We start from the raw sequence: 21,394 nt of genomic DNA on the forward strand, positions 1-21,394 counted from the left end.
CCCCCGGCGCGGCCCCGACCCACCACCCAGCGTCAGGCGTACGACGCGGCACCCCCACCCCGCTCAGCGATGCACGAGACGCCAGAGAGGCCCGTGAGCGGCCTGCTGCCGGCGCCGCAGCACCCCGACGGTCACCACCACAGCTCCCGCAGCCGCCCCGGCAACCAGCACCGGCTTGGGATGCTGCACCCCGGCCCGAACGACATCCCGCACCGGCCGAGGCCCCGCCTGCGTCACATGCGTCGCCTTGTCGTGCACCGTGTGCCCGGCCTGCGCGGCGCTGCTGCGCAACTGCACCGTCATCGCCCCGGCCTTGTCCCGCAGATCGGCCGCCCGCGCACGCGCGCGCCCCTTCACATCCGCCTTCCCCGCCAACTCCTCCACCGTGTTCCCGAGTTCCCCACGGGTCCGCTCGATCTGCTGCCGCAGCTCATCGGGCCCCTTGGCCCCACCCGTCGCTTCCGTCATCGATGTGCCCTTTCCCTGATCTCCTCCACGTCCGCCCTGACACTGCCGAGAGCCTCCTCAGGCGTGGGAGGCGTGGCCCGGCGCAACTGCGCCCGGCCGGCAGCGCCCAGCACGGCCGCGATCACGAACAGCACCCCCGTCACGATGAGCGCCGCGGCCCAGACGGGCAGCACCAGCGAGAGGGCGGCGACCCCCGTCCCGGCCAGCGCGAGCAGCCCGGCGTAGGCGACGGCACCCGCCGCACCGAGCAGCCCACCGCCACGCCCCGCACGCCGCCCCTTCTCGGCCAGCTCCTCCTTGGCCAGAGCCACTTCCTGCCGCACGAGCCGGGAGAGCTGCTCCGCGGCCTGTGAGACGAGCTCACCCACGGTGTGGTGCTCGTCGTGCACGGCCCGATGATCGATGGTCCCGGTCACGGTGTTCCGCCTCCTCTCGAAGTAGGAACCCCCGAGTACCCCGGCCACGCCGCCCGCACCCCCCGAGACGACCGGAAAGCATCCCTTACGAATACCAGGTAGCAAAATTAACTAGAGCTACACAGTCATGCTGCCGACACTACTCACATGACTCACATGACGCCCCCCTTCGGCCGCGCCCTGTGCGCCATGATCACCCCGTTCACGACGTCCGGCGCACTGGACCTCGACGGCGCTCAACGCCTCGCCGCCCACCTGGTCGCACAGGGCTGCGACGGCCTCGTCCTGTCCGGCACGACGGGCGAGTCGCCGACCACCACGGACGCCGAGAAGTCGGCCCTGATCGCAGCCGTCCGCGAGGCCGTGGCCGGCCGGGCGACGATCGTCGCGGGCATCGGCACGCCCGACACCCGCCACACCGTCGACCTGGCCCGGGAGGCGGAAAAGGCGGGCGCGGACGGCCTGTTGGTGGTGGCGCCGTACTACAGCAGACCCCCGCAGGACGCGATCGAGGCCCACTTCCGCGAGATCGCCGACGCCGCCGAGCTCCCGCTCATGCTCTACGACATCCCGAACCGCACCGGCGTCCGAGTCGAACCGGAGACGATCCTCCGCCTCTCCGCGCACCCCAGGATCGTCGCGGTCAAGGACTGCTCCCACGACTTCCTGGCCGCCCAGAAGGTGCTGGCCCGCACGGACCTGGCGTACTACGCGGGCTGCGACGAGCACAACCTTGCCCTGTACGCGGTGGGCGGGGCCGGCTACGTCAGCACGGTGTCGAACGTGATCCCGGCCCGCCTGCGAGCGGTCCTGGACGCGTTCGACGCGGGAGACACGGCACAGGCGGCCCGCCTCCAGCAGGAGGCCACACCCCTCATCGAGGCGATCATGTCGGCAGGCCTCCCGGGCACGGTGACGACGAAGGCGCTCCTCACCGCCCTGGACCTCCCCGCCGGCCCGGTCCGCAGCCCCCTGCGGCCCGCCGACGACCAGACGACGAACGGGCTCCTGTCGCTCTTCAGGACCCTCACCACCACCTGACGAAGGCAGCAACGGGCCCGCTCACCGCTCCACGAACACCGGCTCCCACCGCCCTTTCGTGTTGTCCTTGGGCGACCGGAAGCCACTGACATGGAACCCGGTCCGGTACGACTTCATGAACGGGGCGTTCCAGCGGGGCGGACCCGCTGCCCGCCCCCGTACCCCTTGTGACGCGCGCGGGAGCCTCCCGCTATGCCACCGCCGGACACGAAAACGGGCCGGGGCCCGTACCGCACGTGCTTGCGGTACGGGCCCCGGCCCGTCCAACTGCCGCTCAGTTCCAGGCGTACCCGTCGCCGAACAGCAGCGTGTGCTCCAGCACGTCCTCCGCCGGGTCGTCGATCTGGCCGACGTGGACGTTGGCCAGACCGAACCGGTGACCGTTGTGCGAGCCCGTGCTGGTCTCGTCGGCGTGCGCGGCCCCAGCCTGGAGCCAGCACACCGCCAGCGCCGCGGCCGCCCCGGCCAGACAGCGCGCCACGGTCCGCCCCCACACGTTCTTCATGTCCCGGTCCTCGTTTCGTCGGTTCGGCGTCTGATCGGACACTGCGTCCACCGGTTCATCTGCCGAAACGGCTGCGAGGTCACGCCGGACAACTCGTACGTGGCCTGGTTCGGGGTGTGGCTGGAGCTGAAGCCGGTGGACACTGGGGGTCCGAAGGCACACGGGGAGAGTGCCTGGCAAGGCTGAGGGGGGGCCGGAACGCATGGACCTGCGCGGGCGCAAGCGGCGGCAGGCCGGAGAACTGCGGGCCAAGTACATCGCCAACCGGGAAAAGGTCCGGTCCTGGAGGACGAGTTGGGACTGCCCCGAGGTCGAATGGCCGCGCTTTCCCCATGTCCCGTCTCCCTGGCTGGTCCGGCCGGACGAACAGGACCGGTGGCTGAAGCACACGGCGCCCCACATGGACGCGTACGAGTGGGTCCTCCCCGCCCGGCCCCTCGCTCAGGGGATCAGCGAGTTACAGGCCAGGTGGGCCTTCCACCAGGGTCACGAGTTCGAGAGCCTGACCATTCGCTTCCGGAGCGTGCTCGATCCGGACTACCTGGCCGAAAAGATCGCCCTCGGCATCCACGCCGCCGCCCTCAAGGGCTGGAGGGACGACGACCTCCATAGCCTGTACGACTGGCTCCGGGAAGGCGTGACCCACTGCACGAACTCGGGCAGGGTCACCGGCACGCACCGCTCGGGCTTCCTCCTGTTCAAGATCACCTGTGCCATCGTGAGCCGCACGGAAATGATCACCGAGGTCCGCACCACCCTCACCGACACGTCCCTGGACGGCGCACCGCTGCACGCCGACGGCAGCAGCTAGCTCTTCAAGTCTGCCCCGTCCGCCGCTCCGGTGGCACCATGGGGGCACATGGGCACCACGGGGGAAGGGAAGCCGATGATCGACTCGATGGCGGCGCTCGCCGCTGCCGCCTCCACAGCGCTGGTCGGGGCGATGGCCACGGACACCTGGCAGGTGGCCCGGGACGGACTGGTGCGAGTGTTCGGGCGCGGCCGGGAGGACGAACCGGCGCAGCTGGCCGCACGGTTGGACGAAGAGTCCGCGCTGGTGAGCGCCGCGGACGACTCCGATGCGGCGCGGCGGAGTCTGCTGCCGGGCTGGCGACTGCGCTTGGAGCAGTTCCTGCTCGCCCACCCTGAAGCCGTCGACGAGCTGGGCGAGTTGACCCGGCATCTGAGCAGCACGCTGCCCCGAACGCAGCAGAACTGGGTTCAGCACGTCGACGCCCGGGACCACGGCCAGGCCTTCGGGGTCCAGGGCGGGAACCTGGTCATCCATCAGCAGCAGCCGGCCGATCGGCCCGACCTCCAGCCGTGAGCGCACAACACGTCACGGCCACCGGTGGGTTCGCCTACGGAGCCATCGGCGCGGACATCCACGTCTTCGGAGACGGCACGCCCCTCTACCTCCTGCGCACCTGGTGCGCCCCGGAGGAGCCCGACTCGGAGTGGATCCGTGAGCAGCCCAGCCGGATGCTCAACGCCCGTTTCGCCGTCGTCCCCTTCACCGGCCGCGAGAACGAGTTGGCTTCCCTGCGTACATGGTGCACCGGCGGGCCACCACGAGCGGCACGCTGGCTGCACGGCCAGGGCGGTCAGGGCAAGACGCGACTGGCTCATCAACTCGCCCACGAGCTGCGGTCCCTGGGCTGGAAGGCGGTCACCGCCGTGGAGGGGCCGGGCAGCGTCCTGCCCCCGCCCGGAAGTCAGGATCTGCGCCTGACGGACGCGGCCGGTCTGCTCCTTGTGGTCGACTACGCCGACCGATGGTCGCTGACCAGCCTGACGTGGCTGTTCAGCAATGCTCTGCTGCACCAGCCCGGAGTGCCGACCCGCGTCCTTCTCCTGGCGCGCGACACGACGTCCTGGCCGGCGCTGCGCGCGGCCTTGGCCAACGAGCAGGTGTCCACGTCCACCCAGGAACTGTCGCCGCTCTCACCGCCCGGCCCCGAGGAGCGGCTGCACGGGACGGACGGGAGACGGGAGATGTTCCACGCGGCCCTGCACGGATTCGCCGCCCGGTACGGTCTCGATCCGCCGTCCGGACAACCGGACCTGACGCACGCCGATTTCGGCCTCACGCTCGCCGTGCACATGGCCGCGCTGGTCGCGGTGGACGCCCGGGCCGGCGGCCGACGGGCACCACAGGACCTGGCGGGCCTGACCGTCTACCTGCTCGACCGGGAGCAGCTGACCTGGACGCTGCTGCACGACAAACGGGGTCAGGCGCGGATCGCCACGCCGCCCGCCGTGATGAACCGGACCGTTTTCGCGGCCTCCCTGGGCGGTGCGCAGCCTTCCCTGCGGGGCGCCGCGCTGGTGGACGACCTGGGGATGGGCCGGCCGACCGCGGGCATCCTGGCCGACCATGCCGTGTGCTATCCACCGCCCGCCGCGGCGGGCGACACCGTCCTCGAACCGCTCTACCCCGACCGCCTCGCGGAGGACTTCGTCGCCCTCACGCTGCCCGGCCATCCTGCCGACTACCCCGCCCAGCCATGGGCGGCCGACACCGCGGCGACCGTGCTGCGGCACGGCTCCGGGCCCGCCCGGCCGGTCATGGCTCTGGCGGCCGCGGCGGCCAGGTGGCCGCATGTCGGACCCACCTGCCTGTACCCGTTACTGGCCGCCGACCCCGGCCTCGGCGTCTCGGCCGGCGGCGCCGCCCTCACCGCCCTGGCCGGACTGCCCGACATCGAGGCCGGCCTGCTCGAGGACATCGCCTCGCACCTGCCCGATCCTGCCCCGGCGGACCTCGCCGTCGGACGGGCGACCGTTCTGGTCCGCCTGCTGGAACACCGGCTCGGCTCGACCGGCGATCCGGCCGTCCACGCCAGGCTCTTCGTCAATCACGGCAACCACCTCGACGATCTCGGCCGGACCGAGGAGGCTCTGGAGGCCACGCAGCGCGCCGCGGCCCTGTTCGGCGAACTCGCCGCGGGCGATCCGCGCCGCTACGAGGAACACCTCGGCCGGGCCCTGACGAACGTGGCGGGCTTTCTGTCCGACCTCGGACGGCGAGCCGAGGCCCTCAGCACCCAGGAAAGAGTGCTGGAGCTGTTCGAACGCCTCACCGCCACGGACCCCGAGACGTACGAGCCGCACCTCGCCACAGCTCTCGCCAACCTCGCCGCCCACCAGGAGGGGGCCGGCCGGTGGGAGGAGGCCCACCAGGCCAATGAACGAGCGGCAAGGATCTATCGGGCTCTCGCCGAGCGAGATCCCCAGTACCGTCGGGGCCTGGCGATCGCCCTGACCAACGCCGCCGCCCTGACCTTCACACGGCCGGACGAGACCAGCACCCTGCGGGAGGCCGTCGAGCTCAGCCGGCAGCTGGCGGCCGAAGGCCTGCTGATCGAGGAGACGACACTCGCCGACTCGCTTCTCGCGCTGTACCGGGCGCTCTCCCGTGACGGCGACGTCGAGGAGGCCGTCGGTGCCGCGCGGGACGCGGTCGCCATCACCCGGCGGCTGGCCGAAGCCCACCCTCTGCGCTATGCCGAATCTCATGGCCGTGCCCTGGGGTCGCTGCGGTCCGGCCTCCTGGCCGCGGGGCGTTCCGAGGAAGCGGTGTCGGTGGGCGAGGAACAGGTCGCCCTGTGGCGACGGCTGGCCCACGCGGCGCCCGACACGTACGAGGACCACCTCGTGGGCGCGTTGCACGAGCAGAACACGGCCCGCCTGGCGGCCGGTCTTCCGGAGGATCCCGAAGCGAGGGCTCGTTCCCGGGAGGTCGACCTCGATCGCCTCACGGTCCGTGTGCCCACCATCGTCCCCACCGTGCACCGCTCTGCGATGCCGCCGTTCCCCCGGCGTCCGCGCCCGGCCCGGCGACTCGGCTCCGAGGCTCGCGCGCTCGCCCGCGCCCGGGACTGGTCACAGTACTGGGCGCTGCTGCGCGAGGCGCCCCTGGTGGACGCCGCGCGGATGGCCCGACGCATACCCCGTCGCGGCTGGCTCCCTGCGGACCCCGAGGACCGCGACCTGCTGGACCGGCTGCGTGCCACGTCCGCGCGCCGCAGCGCGGCCCTGATCGATGACGCCGTGCGGGCCGCCACCAGGCCGCTCCCTGAGGACCTGCACCTCTACTCGGCCAGGTACTGCTCCTTCTCGCGCCGCCCCGGCAGCGCGGTCCTGGCGGTGGCGAGAGTCGAGGTCGGTCGCGGGCAGCGGTCGAGTGACAGGCGCGAGATCATCGAGACACTCGACCTCGATTCGGGGCGCCGTAGGGTGCTCTCCCATGGCCCGGCGAACCACGGGTCCCTGGCCTGCCTCGGGTCTTCCGAGGTGGTGGCCGTACGGTCGCACGGAGGCCGCGACCCCGAACGCGAACTCGTCCGCCACGGGCCCGACGGCACGACGGTGCTGGCCCGTGATGCGATGCTCACGGGGATGAACGTGGTTGCCACGGCCGACGGGTTCGTGGGCGGGCTGGCACTCGCACCGGCCGCGATCGTGCAGGACTCCGCCGGACGCTTGCGCAACGTGAACCTCGGCGACTGGGGTCTGACGTCGGCCCGCCTGGTCGCGGTGGCGCCCGGCGGTGACCGGCTGGTCCTGTGCGACGGATACCGGCTCGTCGCGACGGACGCGCGGTTCTCCGAGGTGCTCGCTGCCGCGTCCGCGGACCACACGGAGGTGAGAGAGCTGATCTTCGCCGATGAGGATCTACTGCTGACCACCGGCTCCCGCGGCGGTGTGGTGCTGTGGCAGTGGGACGGCCTCGGCCTGCATCCGCTCCACCGGCTGGACACACCTCCCTTGTCGGAGCTCGCCGCCGTGCCGGTCTGGGGAATCGTCTGCGGTATCGCGAGCAGCAAGGACCGTGTCCGCTTCTTCGACACCACCGACGGTCTCAGACGGTGCCCGGCCCCGGATCTCCTCGTCGGTGACGGCACCGTGCTCAAGACGGTGGCCGCCCCGCCCGGGGGACGTTTCGTCGCCTACTCCGGTTGGCGGCACCGGTCCTCGGCCAGAGTCACCCGGGTGCACGACCTGCACCACCCCGCCTCGGTCCTTCAGCGCCCGCTCGTCCCGCTCACCGACCCGGAGCGGTCCGCCCTCGCCCGCGCCCACAGCGACGAACCCCGGCTGGCCGAGCTGTTCGGCTTGGCGCATGCCCTCGCCGACAGGCCCGCTGGTTGACGAGGCGACCAGCGGGTCACGGCCGCCGATGATCAGTTGTGGCTGTGCAGGATCTCGTTCAGCCCGCCCCACACCGCGTTGTTCGGCCGGGCCTCGACGGTTCCGGTGACCGAGTTGCGGCGGAAGAGGATGTTGGAGGCGCCGGACAGCTCGCGGGCCTTGACGATCTGGCCGTCGGGCATGGTGACGCGGGTGCCGGCGGTGATGTACAGGCCTGCCTCGACGACGCACTCGTCGCCGAGCGCGATGCCGACGCCCGCCTCGGCGCCGACCAGGCACCGCTCGCCGACCGAGATGATCACGTTGCCGCCGCCGGACAGGGTGCCCATGGTCGAGGCGCCGCCGCCGATGTCCGAGCCGTCGCCGATGACGACGCCCGCCGAGATGCGGCCCTCGACCATCGACGTGCCGAGCGTGCCGGCGTTGAAGTTGACGAAGCCCTCGTGCATGACGGTGGTGCCCTCGGCGAGGTGCGCGCCGAGGCGGACCCGGTCGGCGTCGGCGATGCGGACGCCCTTGGGGGCCACGTAGTCGGTCATGCGGGGGAACTTGTCGACCGAGGTGACCTGGAGGTGCAGGCCCTCGGCGCGGGCGTTCAGCCGCACCTTCTCCAGGTCGTCGACGGCGACCGGGCCGAGTGAGGTCCAGGCGACGTTGGCGAGGAAGCCGAAGATGCCGTCCAGGCTCTGGCCGTGCGGCTTGACCAGGCGGTGGGAGAGCAGGTGCAGACGCAGGTAGACGTCGTGCGCGTCGATCGGCTTCTCGTCGAGCGAGGCGATGACCGTGCGGACCGCGACCACCTCGACGCCCCGGCGGGCGTCCGGGCCGATCGCCGCGGTCGCACCGCCGCCGAGCAGCTCGGCGGCCTGCTCGGCGGAGAGCCGCTCCGTGCCGGACGGGCCGGGAGCGTCGGCCAGCTCGGGCGCGGGGAACCAGGTGTCGAGGACGGTGCCGTCGGCGGCGATGGTGGCGAGGCCGGCGGCAACGGCGCCGGTGGTGCGAGGAGCAGTCGTGTCGGTCATGAGGGCAACCTAACCGGCGGACAGTGGTCGATGCGAACCGGTACGGGGGCGTCTCACGTGCCGGGCGGTACGCCCCGCCGCAGGTCGGCGCCACACGGCGGTGGTCGGGACGCCACCACGGGCCCCACTCCTCCTGCACGCCGGTCGCGCGTCACCCGACATCACTCCCGCGCCCCCGGGACGGCCCCCGCGACCACCCGCCCCAGCACCTCCCGGGCATACGCCTCGTCATACGGCACCCCGGTCAGCAGCACCTGGAGGCAGATGCCGTCGACGACCGCCACCAGCGCCCGCGCGGTCACCGGATCCGTACGCCGGGACAGCAGCTCGGCGACCCCCTCGGCCCACTCGGCGGCGACGGGCCGCAGGGCGGGCCGGCGCAGGGCGGCGAGGTACAGCTCGTACTCCAGCTCGACGCCCGTGCGGTCGCCCGCGAGCCACTCCCCCATCCACCCGGCCAGCTCGGCCGCCAGATCGGTCCGGGGGTCCTCCAGCCCGCCCCGGCCCGCGACGACCTTGGCGAAGCCCTCGTTGGCCTGCCGCAGCGCGGCGACCAGCAGTTCGTCGAGGGTCTTGAAGTGGTAGGTCGTCGAGCCGAGCGGCACATCGGCCTCGGCGGCGGCCGTGCGGTGGCTCAGCCCGGCGATGCCCTTGGCCCCGACGACCCGGATCGCCGCGTCGATGATCCGCTGCCGCCGCTCGGGGTCGTAGCGCCGGGGCATCAGTGGGCACCTCCCAGGTTCAGCACCACGACCCCGACGATGATCAGCGCGATCCCGGCGGCCTTGGCGACGGTCATCCCCTCTCCCAGGTAGACGAACCCGATCGTGGCGATGGCGGCGGTGCCGACGCCGGCCCAGATGGCGTAGGCCGTTCCGACGGAGACGGTCTTCAGCGTCTGCGCGAGCAGCGCGAAGGAGACGAGGTAGCCGAGGAGTGTCAGCAGCGAGGGTCCGAGCCTGCTGAAGCCCTCGCTGTACTTCATGGCGGTGGTCGCACCCACTTCGGCGGCGATGGCCCCGGCCAGCAGCAGATAACCCATGTGTACGAGCGTACACAACATCTGTACATCCGTACGCAACGAGAGAAGAGATACCGGTTTCAACAAACGCCTCCCAGTGATCCGTGCGGTCCACTACGGTGTCAGCGATCACAGACCGGGCGACCGCAACCGCGCCGCGTCAAGGGTGCCCGCCGGAGGAAAAAGCGCATGTCAGAAGAGAAGTCCCGGCCCCCGCTGGACCGCCTTTGGGAAAGCGGCTGGGCCCCGGACACCACCCGGGCACCGGGAACGCGACGGCTCTGGCTGGCAGGCGCCCTCGCCCTGGCCACGGTCACCGCGTGCGTGACGGCGATCGCCGTGATGGACAACCGGACCGGCGAGCCGACTCCTTCGGCGGCGCGGCCGACGGCCCTCAGCAGCTCGGCACCGGGCGGCCTGATCTCCTTCGCGACGCCCTCCAAGACGGGGAAAGCGCCCGCCGAGCACCACAAGCGCCCGTCCCCCACCCCCACCAGAAGCACCTCGCCCCGCCCCGACGCCAGTCCGGAGCCGCACACGAAGGCGCCGAAGCCCCCGGCGTCCCACAGGACGTCACCGCCGGCCAAGCCCCCGGCCGCGAAGACCGGGACCTCCATACGGTCCGTCAACTACCCCGACCGCTACTGGCAGACCAGCGGCGGCTACGTCGCCCTCGGCCCGGCCGGCTCGGCCTCGGCCCGCCGCAACGCCACCTTCGAGCGGGTGGCGGGCCTGGCCGACTCCTCCTGCTACTCCTTCACCACGGCCGACGGCGGCTACCTCCGCCACCGCAACTTCGTCCTGCGCGCGGAACGCGACGACGGCTCGTCCCTCTTCCGCAAGGACGCCACCTTCTGCCCCCGCCCCGCCGGCTACCCGGGCGCGATCATGCTGGAGTCGGCGAACTACCCGGGCCGCTTCCTGCGCCACCGCAACTTCCAGCTCCGCCTCGACCCGTACCAGTACGACGGGGTGTACCGCGCGGACTCGGCGTTCCGGCTGGTCGCCGGCCTGGACTGACACACGCGAAGGGGCGGCACCCCGGGAGGGTGCCGCCCCTTCGTCAGTCAGTGGATCTCAGACGTTGAACCCGAGCGCCCGAAGCTGCTCCCGCCCATCGTCCGTGATCTTGTCGGGGCCCCACGGCGGCATCCAGACCCAGTTGATGCGCAGCTCGTTGACGAGGCCGTCCGTAGCGGACTTCGCCTGGTCCTCGATGACGTCCGTCAGCGGGCAGGCCGCGGAGGTCAGGGTCATGTCGACGGTCGCGATGTTCGACTCGTCGACGTGAATGCCGTAGATCAGGCCGAGGTTGACGACGTCGATGCCCAGTTCGGGGTCGACGACGTCCATCAGGGCCTCACGGAGTTCTTCCTCCGAGGCCGGCTTCATCTCCACGGTCTCGCTCATGCCGTCGTCTCCTTCTCGGCGTCGGCTCCGCCCAGCACCTGGGCCGTCGCGTCCTTCCAGGCCATCCAGCTCAGCAGGGCGCACTTGACCCGGGCCGGGTACTTGGACACCCCGGCGAACGCGACCGCGTCCTCCAGGATGTCCTCCATCGCGTCGTCGGGTTCGAGCTTCCCCTTCGACTGCATCAGCTCCAGGAAGGTCTCCTGGATCTTCCGCGCGTCGGAGAACTCCTTGCCGACGAGGAGTTCGTTCAGTACGGAGGCCGAGGCCTGGCTGATCGAGCAGCCCTGGCCCTCGTACGAGACGTCCTCGATCTTCGTTCCGTCGTACTTCACGCGCAGTGTGATCTCGTCACCGCACGTCGGGTTGACGTGGTGCACCTCGGCGTCGCCATCCCGCAAGCCCCGCCCGTGCGGGTTCTTGTAGTGGTCCAGGATGACTTCCTGGTACATGGAGTCCAGTTTCACCGTTCAGCACGCCCTTCAGCCGAAGAAGTTCCGTACGTGCTCCAGGCCGTCGACCAGCGCGTCGATCTCGGCCGGCGTGGAGTACAGATAGAACGACGCTCGCGTGGTCGCAGGAATTCCGTACCGCAGGCAGACCGGCCGCGCGCAGTGGTGGCCGACCCGGACCGCGATGCCCTGCTCGTCGAGGACCTGGCCCACGTCGTGCGGGTGAATGTCCCCGAGGGTGAAGGAGATCGCCGCTCCGCGCTCCTCGGCCGTGGTCGGGCCGATGATGCGCAGGTCCGGGACTTCCAGCAGCCGCTTCACCGCGTACTCGGTGAGCGCGTGCTCGTGCGCGAGGATCTTCTCCATGCCGATCGCGTTGAGGTAGTCGATCGCCGCGCCGAGACCGATCGCCTGGGAGACCGGGGGCGTGCCCGCCTCGAACTTGTGGGGCGCCGGGGCGTAGGTGGAGGAGTGCATCGAGACCGTCTCGATCATCTCGCCGCCGCCGAGGAAGGGCGGCAGGTCCTCCAGCAGCTCCTGGCGGCCCCAGAGGACGCCGATGCCCGTCGGGCCGCACATCTTGTGGCCGGTGAAGGCCACGAAGTCGGCCTGGAGCGCCTGCACGTCCAGCGGCATGTGCGGCGCGGCCTGCGAGGCGTCGATGCAGACCAGCGCACCGACCTGCTGGGCGCGGCGCACGATCGCCTCGACCGGGTTCTGGGTGCCCAGGATGTTGGAGACCAGCACGAAGGAGACGATCTTCGTCTTCTCGGTGATGACCTCGTCGATGTTGGACAGGTCCAGACGGCCGTCGTCGGTGAGGCCGAACCACTTCAGCTTCGCGCCCGTGCGCTGCGCGAGCAGCTGCCACGGCACGATGTTGGAGTGGTGCTCCATCTCCGTGATGACGATCTCGGTGTCGGAGTCCACGCGGTAGGGCTCGTCGGCCCAGCCCAGCATGTTCGCCACGAGGTTGAGCGACTCGGAGGCGTTCTTCGTGAAGATCACCTCGTCGCGCGAGGGCGCGTTGATGAACTCCGCGACCTTGTCGCGCGCGCCCTCGTACAGCGCCGTGGCCTCCTCGGCGAGGACGTGCACGCCACGGTGGACGTTGGCGTTGTGCTGCTCGTAGTACTCGGAGAGCACGTCGAGCACCTGGCGCGGCGTCTGCGAGGTCGCCGCGTTGTCCAGGTACACGAGCTTCTTGCCGTCGTGGACGACGCGGTCCAGGATCGGGAAGTCCTTGCGGAGCGCCTCGGTGTCGAGGAGGCCCGGCAGCTGTGTCACGCGGATGCGCCACCCTTCGTGTATGCCTCGTAGCCCTCTTCCTCCAGCTTGTCGGCGAGCTCGGCACCGCCGGACTCGACGATCCGGCCGCCGGAGAAGACGTGCACGTGGTCGGGCTTGATGTAGCGGAGGATGCGCGTGTAGTGCGTGATCAGCAGCGTGCCGACCTCGCCCGACTCGCGGACGCGGTTCACGCCCTCCGACACGACGCGCAGGGCGTCGACGTCCAGGCCGGAGTCGGTCTCGTCGAGGACCGCGATCTTCGGCTTGAGCAGCTCCAGCTGGAGGATCTCGTGGCGCTTCTTCTCACCGCCGGAGAAGCCCTCGTTGACGTTGCGCTCGGCGAAGGCGGGGTCCATGTTGAGGCGCTCCATGGCCTCCCGGACCTCCTTCACCCAGGTGCGCAGCTTGGGGGCCTCGCCGCGGATGGCGGTCGCGGAGGTGCGCAGGAAGTTCGACACGGAGACACCCGGGACCTCGACCGGGTACTGCATCGCGAGGAACAGACCGGCGCGGGCCCGCTCGTCGACGGACATCTCCAGGACGTCCTCGCCGTCGAGGGTGACGGTGCCGCCGGTGATCGTGTACTTCGGGTGTCCCGCGAGGGAGTAGGCGAGGGTCGACTTGCCCGAGCCGTTGGGGCCCATGATGGCGTGCGTCTCGCCCTGCTTCACGGTGAGGTCGACACCCTTGAGGATTTCCTTCGTACCGTTCTCGACCTCGACGGTGACGTGCAGGTCTCGGATTTCAAGCGTTGCCATGGGTGCCTCAGGACTCCTGGGTGAGGGAGACGAGCACGTCGTCCCCTTCGATCTTTACGGGGTATACGGGGACGGGGCGCGTCGCGGGAAGGGCGTCGGGCTTGCCGGAGCGGAGGTCGAAGCGCGAGCCGTGCAGCCAGCACTCGATGTGGCAGTCGTCGACCTCGCCCTCCGACAGGGAGACGTTCGCGTGCGAACAGATGTCGTGGATCGCGAACACCTCCCCCTCGGTCTGCACGATGGACAGGGGCGTGCCGTCGAGTTCCACCCGCTTCGGGGTGTCCTCCTCCAGCTCGCCCAGTCCACAGGCGCGTACGAAGGTCATGCGACCGCGGCCTCCAGCTCCTCCTCGATCTTGGCGATCAGGCGCTCCTCGATGTCGGGGAGGCCGATCTGCTGGACCAGCTCGGCGAAGAAGCCGCGGACCACCAGTCGGCGGGCGTCGTGCTCCGGGATGCCGCGGGCCATGAGGTAGAAGAGCTGCTCGTCGTCGAAGCGGCCGGTGGCCGAGGCGTGGCCGGCGCCGACGATCTCGCCGGTCTCGATCTCGAGGTTCGGAACGGAGTCCACGCGGGCCCCGTCCGTGAGGACCAGGTTGCGGTTCATCTCGTACGTGTCCGTGCCCTCGGCCGCGGCCTCGATGAGCACGTCGCCGATCCACACCGCGTGCGCGTCGTCGCCCTGGAGCGCGCCCTTGTAGACGGCGTTCGACTTGCAGTGCGGGACGTTGTGGTCGACCAGGAGGCGGTGCTCCTGGTGCTGGCCCTGGTCGGTGAAGTAGAGGCCGAACAGCTCGGCCTCGCCGCCGGGGCCGGCGTACCGCACGCGCGGGTGCAGCCGGACGACGTCGCCGCCGAAGGTGACGACGACGGACTTGAAGGAGGCGTCGCGGCCGACGAGCGCGTTGTGCTGGGCGACGTGGACGGCCTTGTCGTCCCAGTCCTGGACGCAGACGACGGTCAGCTTGGCGCCGTCGCCCAGGAGGTAGTCGACGTTGGCGGCGAGCACCGCGTCACCGGTGTGGTCGATGACGACGACGGCCTCGGCGAAGGCGCCCAGCTCGATCACCTGGTGGCCGAAGGCGGTGCCGCCCTCGCCGTGCACCGCGATGCGGATCGGCTCGGTGAGGACGGTCTCCTTCGGGACGGTCACGACCGAGGCCTTCTCGAAGGCCGAGTAGGCCTGGGCGGCGACGCGGTCCACCGGGATGCCCGCCTTGCCGAGCCGCGCGTCGTCGCGGCCGACGGCCTCGACGACGACGCCCTCGGGGGCCTGGATGTCGACCTTCACGCCGTTGCCGTCGGCCACGGCGGTGCCGTCGTGCAGCCCGCGCAGGCGCTCCAGCGGGGTGAACCGCCACTCCTCCTCACGGCCGTGCGGAACGGGGAAGTCCGTCACGTCGAAGGAGGGGGGCGCGCTCATGCGGGTGGCGACGGTCGACTCGGCCGCCACCGCGATCGAGCCGGTGGTGGTGGAGCCCACCGGGATGTTCTGAGCCTCAGCCATGGCTGTCGTAGTGCTCGCTTTCCGTTGCGTAAGGGGCTTGATGGGGACGGCGGGTGGCTGGGTCAGCCCACCGCGCCTTCCATCTGCAGCTCGATCAGCCGGTTGAGCTCCAGCGCGTACTCCATGGGGAGCTCCTTGGCGATGGGCTCCACGAAGCCGCGCACGATCATCGCCATCGCCTCGAACTCGCTCAGACCGCGGCTCATCAGGTAGAAGAGCTGGTCCTCGGAGACCTTGGAGACGGTGGCCTCGTGGCCCATGGACACGTCGTCCTCGCGGACGTCCACGTAGGGGTAGGTGTCCGAGCGGGAGATCGTGTCGACCAGCAGCGCGTCACAGAGCACGTTCGACTTGGAGCCCGCGGCGCCCTCGCCGATCTCGATCAGACCACGGTAGGACGTGCGGCCGCCACCGCGCGCGACGGACTTCGACACGATGTTGGACGACGTGTTCGGCGCCATGTGGACCATCTTGGCGCCCGCGTCCTGGTGCTGGCCCTCGCCGGCGAAGGCGATGGACAGCGTCTCGCCCTTGGCGTGCTCGCCCATCAGGTAGACGGCCGGGTACTTCATCGTCACCTTGGAGCCGATGTTGCCGTCGACCCACTCCATGGTCGCGCCCTCGTAGGCCACGGCGCGCTTGGTGACCAGGTTGTAGACGTTGTTCGACCAGTTCTGGATGGTCGTGTAGCGGCAGCGGGCGTTCTTCTTGACGATGATCTCGACGACCGCGGAGTGCAGCGAGTCCGACTGGTAGATCGGCGCGGTGCAGCCCTCGACGTAGTGCACGTAGGCACCCTCGTCGACGATGATCAGCGTCCGCTCGAACTGGCCCATGTTCTCCGTGTTGATACGGAAGTAGGCCTGGAGCGGGATCTCCACGTGGACGCCCGGCGGCACGTAGATGAAGGAGCCGCCCGACCACACGGCGGAGTTCAGCGACGCGAACTTGTTGTCACCGACGGGGATGACGGTCCCGAAGTACTCCTTGAAGAGCTCCGGGTGCTCCTTCAGGGCCGTGTCGGTGTCGAGGAAGATGACGCCCTGCTCCTCCAGGTCCTCGCGGATCTGGTGGTAGACGACCTCCGACTCGTACTGCGCGGCGACACCGGCGACGAGGCGGTTCTTCTCGGCCTCGGGGATGCCCAGCTTGTCGTACGTGTTCTTGATGTCCTCGGGCAGGTCCTCCCAGGAGGCCGCCTGCTTCTCCGTGGAGCGCACGAAGTACTTGATGTTGTCGAAGTCGATCCCCGACAGGTCCGAGCCCCAGTTCGGCATGGGCTTCTTCTCGAACAGGCGCAGACCCTTGAGGCGGAGCTTGGTCATCCACTCCGGCTCGCTCTTCTTCGAGGAGATGTCCCGGACGACGTCCTCGCCCAGGCCGCGACGCGCCGACGCACCGGCATCGTCCCGGTCGGCCCAGCCGTATTCGTACTTGCCCAGGCCCTCGAGCTCGGGGTGGGCAGTCTCCGTGGGGAGAGTCATGCGGGGTTCCTCCCGGCCGTGCTTGCAGATGCGTTGTGGGAAATCTTGGGGATGAACGTCGTGCAGACGCCGTCGCCGTGCGCGATGGTGGCGAGCCGCTGTACATGCGTACCGAGCAGCTCGGCGAAAAATTCCGTCTCCGCCTCGCACAGCTGCGGGAACTGCTCGGCGACGTGGGCGACCGGGCAGTGGTGCTGGCAGAGCTGTTCACCCTTCTGCGGGTGGGGCGCGCTGCGCGCGGTAGCAGCGTACCCGTCGGCGCTCAGGGCCTTGGCCAGGGCTTCCGTCCGCTGGTCGGGCGCGGCGGCCTCGACGGCCGCGCGGTACGCGCCCGCCTGCGCGGCGATCCTGGCGCGGGCGAAGGCGGCGATCGCCTCGTTGCCGCCCTCGCGGTCGGCGATCCAGCGCAGCGCGTCCGCAGCGAGCTTGTCGTACGACTGGTCGAAGGCGTCCCGGCCGCAGTCGGTCAGGGCGAACACCTTGGCCGGCCGGCCGCGGGTGCGCGTGCCGTAGACCCGCTGCTTGCGCGCCTCGACGACACCGTCGCCCGCGAGGGCGTCGAGGTGCCGGCGTACGGCCGCCTGGGTGAGGCCCAGCCGCTCGGCGAGCTCGGCGACGGTCGACGGGCCGTGGTCCAGGATGGATCGCGCGACTCGGTTGCGGGTGGACCGCTCCCCGGTCGCGAGTTCCTCCTGAGGGGACCCCGTGGGGGTCTCCGGAACCTCGCCGACGTTTTTCACAACGCCATTGTTGCGTAATTCATCGGGGCCGGGCAAGCCGCGTCCGCGCAACCTCGTGGTGCCCTGCATCACTTAGGTAAAGCTAACCTGACCTGCGGAAACGATCTCCGATCGATCAAAACGGTGGCATGGCGCAGCCGCGTGGGGGACACTCCCGAACCATGGCCACACCCCCTCCGACCGGCCCTCTTGTCACCCGGGACACCCTTCGCGCGCAGCTGCGCGAGCTGGGCGTGCGCCCCGGCGAGACCCTCCTCGTGCACTCCTCGCTCAGCTCCCTCGGCTGGGTCAACGGCGGCGCCGTCGCGGTGGTGCAGGGACTGCTCGACGCGCTCGGCCAGAAGGGCACGCTGGTGGTTCCGACCCAGACCGGCGACCTCTCCGACCCGGCCCTGTGGGGCAACCCGCCCGTACCCCCGGACTGGTGGGAGACCATCCGCGCCACCATGCCCGCCTACGACCCCCGGATCACGCCCACCCGCGGCGTCGGCGTCGTCCCGGAGACCGTGCGCACCTGGCCCGGCGCGCTGCGCAGCGCCCATCCGCAGACCTCCTTCGCGGCGGTCGGCCCGCGCGCGGCGGAGGTGATCGAGGGGCACGCGACCGACTGCCGGCTGGGCGAGCGCAGCCCGCTGGCGAAGCTGGAGGCCATGGGCGCCCGGGTCCTGCTGCTCGGCGCCGGCTACGCCTCCTGCACCAGCTTCCACCTCGCCGAGTACCGGATATCGTCCCCGCGCGTCGCCGTGGACCGGCCGGGCCCCGACGGCTGGGAGACCGTGACCGAGGTGTCGATCAGCTCGGACCGCTTCGACGAGCTGGGCTACGACTTCGAGCGGGACCGTCCCGTCGTACGCGGGAAGGTCGGGGCGGCCGAGGCGCGGCTGTTCCCGGTGGCGGACGCGGTGGCCTACGCCGAGCGCTGGCTGCCGGTGCACCGCCCCCGTGAGGAGGAGTTCCAGCACCCCCAGGTCTGAGAGCCCGCACACGAACCTAGACTCTGGACCCATGCGAAGTGAGCCCGTGGTCCAGGTCCAGGCCCTGGTGAAGCGGTACGGCACGAAGACCGCGGTGGACGGGCTCGACCTGGTGGCCCGGGCGGGTGTGACCGCCGTGCTCGGCCCCAACGGGGCGGGCAAGACGACCACGGTCGAGACCTGCGAGGGGTACCGGAAGCCGGACTCCGGCACGGTGCGCGTGCTGGGCCTCGACCCGGTCGGACAGTCCCGGGAGCTGCGGCCCCGGATCGGCGTGATGCTCCAGTCCGGCGGCGTCTACTCGGGCTCCCGCGCCGACGAGATGCTCCGCCACGTGGCCAAGCTGCACGCCCACCCCCTGGACGTGGGCGCGCTCATCGAACGCCTCGGGCTCGACTCGTGCGGCCGTACGACCTACCGGCGGCTGTCGGGCGGGCAGCAGCAGCGGCTGGCCCTCGCGATGGCCGTGGTCGGCCGCCCCGAGCTGGTGTTCCTGGACGAGCCGACCGCCGGACTCGACCCGCAGGCCCGCCGCGCCACCTGGGACCTGGTCCGGGACCTGCGCGCCGACGGCGTCAGTGTGATCCTCACCACGCACTACATGGACGAGGCCGAGCAGCTCGCCGACGACGTGGCGATCATCGACGGGGGCCGGGTCATCGCCCAGGGCTCCCCGGAGGAGCTGTGCCGGGGCGGCGCCGAGAACACGCTCCGCTTCAGCGGCCGTCCCGGCCTGGACGTCGGCTCGCTGCTGAAGGCCCTGCCCGCCGACTGCTCGGCCGCCGAGCTGACGCCGGGTTCGTACCGGGTCGTCGGCAAGGTCGACCCGCAACTGCTCGCGACGGTCACCTCCTGGTGCGCCCAGCACGGCGTGATGCCGGAGAAGATCTCGGTGGAGCGGCACACCCTGGAGGACGTCTTCTTGGAGCTCACCGGTAAGGAGCTGCGTTCGTGACCGCCACCGGCACGGGGATGTACACGCCGAAGCCCGGCGCGGCGCCCCTGACCCGCATGATCGCGGCCCAGGCCGCGCTCGAGACGAAGATGCTGCTGCGCAACGGTGAGCAGTTGCTGCTCACCGTCGTCATCCCGACCCTGCTCCTGGTGCTCTTCAGCACCGTCGACATCGTCGACACGGGCGCGGGCGAGGCCGTCGACTTCCTCGCCCCCGGCATCCTCGCGCTCGCGGTGATGTCGACCGCGTTCACCGGCCAGGCCATCGCGACCGGCTTCGAGCGCCGCTACGGCGTCCTGAAGCGGCTCGCGTCCTCGCCTCTGCCGCGCTGGGGACTGATGACCGCGAAGACACTGTCCGTGCTGGTCACCGAGGTGCTCCAGGTGGTCCTGCTGACGGTGATCGCCTTCGCGCTCGGCTGGTCGCCGCACGGCAACCCGTTCGCCGTGCTGCTGCTCCTGGTCCTCGGCACGGCTGCCTTCTCGGGCCTCGGCCTGCTGATGGCCGGGACGCTGAAGGCCGAGGCGACGCTCGCCGCCGCCAACCTGGTGTTCCTGCTGCTGCTCGTCGGCGGCGGGGTCATCGTGCCGCTCGACAAGTTCCCCGCCGCCGCGCAGGACGTGCTCGGCCTGCTGCCCATCTCCGCCCTGTCCGACGGCCTGCGGGACGTGCTCCGGCACGGGGCCGGGATGCCCTGGGCCGACCTGGGGATCCTGGGCGTCTGGGCGGTCGTCGGACTGGCGGCGGCCGGGAAGTTCTTCCGCTGGGAGTAGGGAAGGTGCCCTGTGACGGACCCTCGTGAAAGCGTGCACAAGCGGCGTCCTACGATGGGTCGCGTGCCAAAAGTGACCCGCGCCGACGCCAGGGCGGCCCTGCGCAACCCGCTCGCCTTCATCGCCGAGCGCTGGACCCCGGAACCCCGGACGGTCCAGCGTGCGGCCCTCTCCGCAATCGTCATGTCGGTGCTCATCGTGGTCACCGGCGGAGCCGTACGGCTGACCGGTTCTGGCCTGGGCTGCCCGACCTGGCCCAAGTGCACCGCCGACTCGCTCACCGCCACCAGCGCGATGGGCTTCCACGGCGCCATCGAGTTCGGCAACCGCATGCTGACGTACGTGCTGTGCGCCGCCGTCGGCTGGGCGATCATCGCCGCGCGCTCGCAGAAGCCGTACCGGCGTGGCCTGACCCGGCTGGGCTGGGCGCAGTTCTGGATCGTGATGAGCAACGCGGTGCTCGGCGGCATCGTGGTGCTGGTCGGTCTCAACCCGTACACGGTCGCGGCCCACTTCGTGGCGACGTCCGCGCTGATCGCGGTGGCGACGGTGATGTGGCAGCGCACCCGTGAGGGCGACGCTCCGCCGCGCCCACTGGTCGGCAAGGCCGTGCAGCAGCTGGTGTGGTTCCTGGTCGCCGCCGCCGTGCTGCTCATCCTGGTCGGCACGGTGGTCACCGGCGCGGGTCCGCACGCCGGCGACTCCAGCGAGGTCGAGCGGATGCCGGTCGACTGGGAGACGGTGAGCAAGCTGCACGCCGTGCTGGCGTGGATCGTGGTGACGCTGACGTTCGCCCTGTGGTTCGTCCTCAAGGCGGTCGACGCGCCGCGCTCCCCGCTGAACCGCACTCGCGAACTGTTCCTCATCCTGCTCGCGCAGGGCGTCATCGGCTACGTCCAGTACTTCACGGACCTGCCGGAGGTCCTGGTCGGCCTGCACATGCTCGGCTCGGCCGTGATGTGGATCTGGGTGCTGCGGGTGGTGCTGTCGCTGCGCGAACGTCCGGAGGGCGTGGCCGACGTGCCCGGTCCCGCGGCCGAGGCCGCCCTGACGAAGGCCTAGAGGCCAAGACCAAGGTTCAGTCGAGCCCGTACACCCGCCGCGCGTTCCCCGACGCCAGCATCCCCGCGACGCGCTGCGCGTCGGCCAGGGACCACGCGCCCTCGGCGACCCAGGTGCCGAGCACCCGGCCGAGCGCCTCGCGGAACAGCCGGGCCCCCACCACGTGCAGCTCGGGCAGCCCCTGGGCGCCGGTGGAGAAGAGGATCTTGCCGAAGGGGGCCAGCTCCAGGATCTCCGCGAGGACGGTCGCGGCGCGGGCGCCGGTGCGGACCAGGGCGGCGCCGGAGTCGACGTAGACGTGCGGGAAGACACCGGCCAGGTGGGCGGCGTGCCGGTGGTACGGGTAGCCGTGCAGCAGGACGA

24 protein-coding genes are annotated in these 21,394 nt (G+C 70.9%); 9 read left to right on the top strand and 15 right to left on the bottom strand.

What is annotated here, in order from left to right; translation table 11 throughout:
- Positions 1-63: 63 nt before the first annotated feature.
- Entirely contained in the window at positions 64-468 is a 405-nt protein-coding gene (locus tag CCL05_RS17130) for a DUF3618 domain-containing protein (RefSeq protein WP_086561381.1), read from the bottom strand.
- Positions 465-884 (bottom strand): phage holin family protein, encoded by a 420-nt coding sequence (locus CCL05_RS17135; protein WP_086561382.1) that lies wholly within the window; start codon positions 882-884, stop codon positions 465-467. Before CCL05_RS17135 ends, CCL05_RS17130 begins: the two co-directional genes overlap by 4 nt.
- A gap of 156 nt (positions 885-1,040) precedes the next feature.
- Here CCL05_RS17135 and dapA point away from each other — a divergent pair, with 156 nt between their 5' ends.
- Entirely contained in the window at positions 1,041-1,925 is an 885-nt protein-coding gene (gene dapA, locus CCL05_RS17140; RefSeq protein ID WP_086561383.1) for a 4-hydroxy-tetrahydrodipicolinate synthase, read from the top strand.
- Positions 1,926-2,199: 274 nt separating this feature from the next.
- On the opposite strand, the gene CCL05_RS17145 is transcribed toward dapA, so the two are convergent.
- The gene (locus tag CCL05_RS17145) at positions 2,200-2,430 is read right to left on the bottom strand and encodes a hypothetical protein (RefSeq protein WP_086561384.1); all 231 of its coding nucleotides are present in this window, start codon (positions 2,428-2,430) and stop codon (positions 2,200-2,202) included.
- Positions 2,431-2,632: 202 nt separating this feature from the next.
- Here CCL05_RS17145 and CCL05_RS17150 point away from each other — a divergent pair, with 202 nt between their 5' ends.
- Genes CCL05_RS17150 through CCL05_RS17160 form a run of 3 tightly spaced genes read left to right on the top strand, consistent with a single transcriptional unit; the run spans position 2,633 to position 7,584 of the window.
- The gene (locus CCL05_RS17150; protein WP_086561385.1) at positions 2,633-3,241 is read left to right on the top strand and encodes a hypothetical protein; all 609 of its coding nucleotides are present in this window, start codon (positions 2,633-2,635) and stop codon (positions 3,239-3,241) included.
- 48 nt (positions 3,242-3,289) lie between these two features.
- On the top strand, positions 3,290-3,757 hold the full coding sequence (locus CCL05_RS17155; protein ID WP_143589900.1) for a hypothetical protein: 468 nt from the start codon (positions 3,290-3,292) through the stop codon (positions 3,755-3,757).
- On the top strand, positions 3,754-7,584 hold the full coding sequence (locus CCL05_RS17160) for a tetratricopeptide repeat protein (protein WP_086561387.1): 3,831 nt from the start codon (positions 3,754-3,756) through the stop codon (positions 7,582-7,584). Before CCL05_RS17155 ends, CCL05_RS17160 begins: the two co-directional genes overlap by 4 nt.
- Before the next feature lie 32 nt (positions 7,585-7,616).
- Here CCL05_RS17160 and dapD read toward each other — a convergent pair whose 3' ends face one another.
- The 3 genes from dapD to CCL05_RS17175 form a co-directional block, all read right to left on the bottom strand.
- Positions 7,617-8,606 (bottom strand): 2,3,4,5-tetrahydropyridine-2,6-dicarboxylate N-succinyltransferase, encoded by a 990-nt coding sequence (gene dapD, locus CCL05_RS17165; RefSeq protein ID WP_086561388.1) that lies wholly within the window; start codon positions 8,604-8,606, stop codon positions 7,617-7,619.
- Between the two features lie 161 nt (positions 8,607-8,767).
- Positions 8,768-9,328 (bottom strand): TetR/AcrR family transcriptional regulator, encoded by a 561-nt coding sequence (locus CCL05_RS17170; protein ID WP_086561389.1) that lies wholly within the window; start codon positions 9,326-9,328, stop codon positions 8,768-8,770.
- A complete protein-coding gene (locus CCL05_RS17175) occupies positions 9,328-9,648 on the bottom strand; it encodes a DMT family transporter (RefSeq protein WP_086561390.1) in 321 nt (106 codons plus the stop codon). Before CCL05_RS17175 ends, CCL05_RS17170 begins: the two co-directional genes overlap by 1 nt.
- Positions 9,649-9,816: 168 nt before the next feature.
- On the opposite strand from CCL05_RS17175, the gene CCL05_RS17180 reads away from it, so the two are divergent.
- Positions 9,817-10,647: an AbfB domain-containing protein gene (locus tag CCL05_RS17180; RefSeq protein WP_086561391.1), complete on the top strand. Its 831-nt coding sequence runs from the start codon at positions 9,817-9,819 to the stop codon at positions 10,645-10,647.
- A 57-nt stretch (positions 10,648-10,704) separates the two neighbouring features.
- Here CCL05_RS17180 and CCL05_RS17185 read toward each other — a convergent pair whose 3' ends face one another.
- The 8 genes from CCL05_RS17185 to CCL05_RS17220 form a co-directional block, all read right to left on the bottom strand.
- Positions 10,705-11,037 carry a metal-sulfur cluster assembly factor gene (locus CCL05_RS17185; protein WP_010039749.1) on the bottom strand — a complete coding sequence of 111 codons (333 nt, stop codon included), beginning with the start codon at positions 11,035-11,037 and terminating at the stop codon, positions 10,705-10,707.
- Positions 11,034-11,504: a Fe-S cluster assembly sulfur transfer protein SufU gene (gene sufU, locus CCL05_RS17190; protein WP_086561392.1), complete on the bottom strand. Its 471-nt coding sequence runs from the start codon at positions 11,502-11,504 to the stop codon at positions 11,034-11,036. Before sufU ends, CCL05_RS17185 begins: the two co-directional genes overlap by 4 nt.
- Positions 11,505-11,519: 15 nt before the next feature.
- Positions 11,520-12,776, bottom strand: a complete 1,257-nt coding sequence (locus tag CCL05_RS17195) for a cysteine desulfurase (RefSeq protein WP_086561393.1) — start codon at positions 12,774-12,776, stop codon at positions 11,520-11,522.
- On the bottom strand, positions 12,773-13,537 hold the full coding sequence (gene sufC, locus CCL05_RS17200) for a Fe-S cluster assembly ATPase SufC (RefSeq protein WP_086561394.1): 765 nt from the start codon (positions 13,535-13,537) through the stop codon (positions 12,773-12,775). The genes CCL05_RS17195 and sufC overlap by 4 nt, the downstream gene beginning before the upstream one ends.
- Positions 13,538-13,544: 7 nt before the next feature.
- Positions 13,545-13,862: a non-heme iron oxygenase ferredoxin subunit gene (locus CCL05_RS17205; protein ID WP_086561395.1), complete on the bottom strand. Its 318-nt coding sequence runs from the start codon at positions 13,860-13,862 to the stop codon at positions 13,545-13,547.
- On the bottom strand, positions 13,859-15,043 hold the full coding sequence (gene sufD, locus CCL05_RS17210) for a Fe-S cluster assembly protein SufD (protein ID WP_086561396.1): 1,185 nt from the start codon (positions 15,041-15,043) through the stop codon (positions 13,859-13,861). Before sufD ends, CCL05_RS17205 begins: the two co-directional genes overlap by 4 nt.
- Positions 15,044-15,105: 62 nt before the next feature.
- Positions 15,106-16,527, bottom strand: a complete 1,422-nt coding sequence (sufB, locus tag CCL05_RS17215; RefSeq protein ID WP_086561397.1) for a Fe-S cluster assembly protein SufB — start codon at positions 16,525-16,527, stop codon at positions 15,106-15,108.
- Positions 16,524-17,267 carry a helix-turn-helix transcriptional regulator gene (locus CCL05_RS17220; protein WP_086561398.1) on the bottom strand — a complete coding sequence of 248 codons (744 nt, stop codon included), beginning with the start codon at positions 17,265-17,267 and terminating at the stop codon, positions 16,524-16,526. Before CCL05_RS17220 ends, sufB begins: the two co-directional genes overlap by 4 nt.
- A 161-nt stretch (positions 17,268-17,428) precedes the next feature.
- Between CCL05_RS17220 and CCL05_RS17225 the strand changes: the two genes are divergently transcribed.
- Genes CCL05_RS17225 through CCL05_RS17240 form a run of 4 tightly spaced genes read left to right on the top strand, consistent with a single transcriptional unit; the run spans position 17,429 to position 21,031 of the window.
- The gene (locus CCL05_RS17225; RefSeq protein ID WP_086561399.1) at positions 17,429-18,241 is read left to right on the top strand and encodes an AAC(3) family N-acetyltransferase; all 813 of its coding nucleotides are present in this window, start codon (positions 17,429-17,431) and stop codon (positions 18,239-18,241) included.
- 31 nt (positions 18,242-18,272) lie between these two features.
- Complete coding sequence (locus CCL05_RS17230; protein ID WP_086561400.1) at positions 18,273-19,196, top strand: ABC transporter ATP-binding protein; 924 nt, start codon at positions 18,273-18,275, stop codon at positions 19,194-19,196.
- A gap of 17 nt (positions 19,197-19,213) precedes the next feature.
- A complete protein-coding gene (locus CCL05_RS17235; protein WP_086561402.1) occupies positions 19,214-19,969 on the top strand; it encodes an ABC transporter permease in 756 nt (251 codons plus the stop codon).
- 54 nt (positions 19,970-20,023) lie between these two features.
- Positions 20,024-21,031, top strand: a complete 1,008-nt coding sequence (locus CCL05_RS17240) for a COX15/CtaA family protein (protein WP_086561401.1) — start codon at positions 20,024-20,026, stop codon at positions 21,029-21,031.
- Positions 21,032-21,047: 16 nt separating this feature from the next.
- Here the strand turns inward: CCL05_RS17240 and CCL05_RS17245 are convergent.
- Positions 21,048-21,394 (bottom strand): amidohydrolase family protein (locus CCL05_RS17245; RefSeq protein WP_483025074.1); only part of this gene is annotated, 347 nt, incomplete at its 5' end.

It is taken from the genome of Streptomyces africanus, assembly GCF_002150735.1.
GTDB lineage: Bacteria > Actinomycetota > Actinomycetes > Streptomycetales > Streptomycetaceae > Streptomyces > Streptomyces africanus.

Excerpts from the sequence above, each read along its gene's own strand:
- CCL05_RS17150 (WP_086561385.1), top strand. The coding sequence starts at position 2,633 with ATGGACCTGCGCGGGCGCAAGCGGCGGCAGGCCGGAGAACTGCGGGCC.
- CCL05_RS17180 (WP_086561391.1), top strand. The coding sequence starts at position 9,817 with ATGTCAGAAGAGAAGTCCCGGCCCCCGCTGGACCGCCTTTGGGAAAGC.
- sufB (WP_086561397.1), bottom strand. The coding sequence starts at position 16,527 with ATGACTCTCCCCACGGAGACTGCCCACCCCGAGCTCGAGGGCCTGGGC.
- CCL05_RS17175 (WP_086561390.1), bottom strand. The coding sequence starts at position 9,648 with ATGGGTTATCTGCTGCTGGCCGGGGCCATCGCCGCCGAAGTGGGTGCG.
- CCL05_RS17170 (WP_086561389.1), bottom strand. The coding sequence starts at position 9,328 with ATGCCCCGGCGCTACGACCCCGAGCGGCGGCAGCGGATCATCGACGCG.
- sufC (WP_086561394.1), bottom strand. The coding sequence starts at position 13,537 with ATGGCAACGCTTGAAATCCGAGACCTGCACGTCACCGTCGAGGTCGAG.
- CCL05_RS17155 (WP_143589900.1), top strand. The coding sequence starts at position 3,290 with ATGGGCACCACGGGGGAAGGGAAGCCGATGATCGACTCGATGGCGGCG.
- CCL05_RS17130 (WP_086561381.1), bottom strand. The coding sequence starts at position 468 with ATGACGGAAGCGACGGGTGGGGCCAAGGGGCCCGATGAGCTGCGGCAG.
- sufD (WP_086561396.1), bottom strand. The coding sequence starts at position 15,043 with ATGGCTGAGGCTCAGAACATCCCGGTGGGCTCCACCACCACCGGCTCG.
- CCL05_RS17235 (WP_086561402.1), top strand. The coding sequence starts at position 19,214 with ATGTACACGCCGAAGCCCGGCGCGGCGCCCCTGACCCGCATGATCGCG.
- CCL05_RS17205 (WP_086561395.1), bottom strand. The coding sequence starts at position 13,862 with ATGACCTTCGTACGCGCCTGTGGACTGGGCGAGCTGGAGGAGGACACC.
- dapD (WP_086561388.1), bottom strand. The coding sequence starts at position 8,606 with ATGACCGACACGACTGCTCCTCGCACCACCGGCGCCGTTGCCGCCGGC.
- CCL05_RS17225 (WP_086561399.1), top strand. The coding sequence starts at position 17,429 with ATGGCCACACCCCCTCCGACCGGCCCTCTTGTCACCCGGGACACCCTT.
- CCL05_RS17145 (WP_086561384.1), bottom strand. The coding sequence starts at position 2,430 with ATGAAGAACGTGTGGGGGCGGACCGTGGCGCGCTGTCTGGCCGGGGCG.
- CCL05_RS17240 (WP_086561401.1), top strand. The coding sequence starts at position 20,024 with ATGGGTCGCGTGCCAAAAGTGACCCGCGCCGACGCCAGGGCGGCCCTG.
- dapA (WP_086561383.1), top strand. The coding sequence starts at position 1,041 with ATGACGCCCCCCTTCGGCCGCGCCCTGTGCGCCATGATCACCCCGTTC.
- CCL05_RS17230 (WP_086561400.1), top strand. The coding sequence starts at position 18,273 with ATGCGAAGTGAGCCCGTGGTCCAGGTCCAGGCCCTGGTGAAGCGGTAC.
- CCL05_RS17185 (WP_010039749.1), bottom strand. The coding sequence starts at position 11,037 with ATGAGCGAGACCGTGGAGATGAAGCCGGCCTCGGAGGAAGAACTCCGT.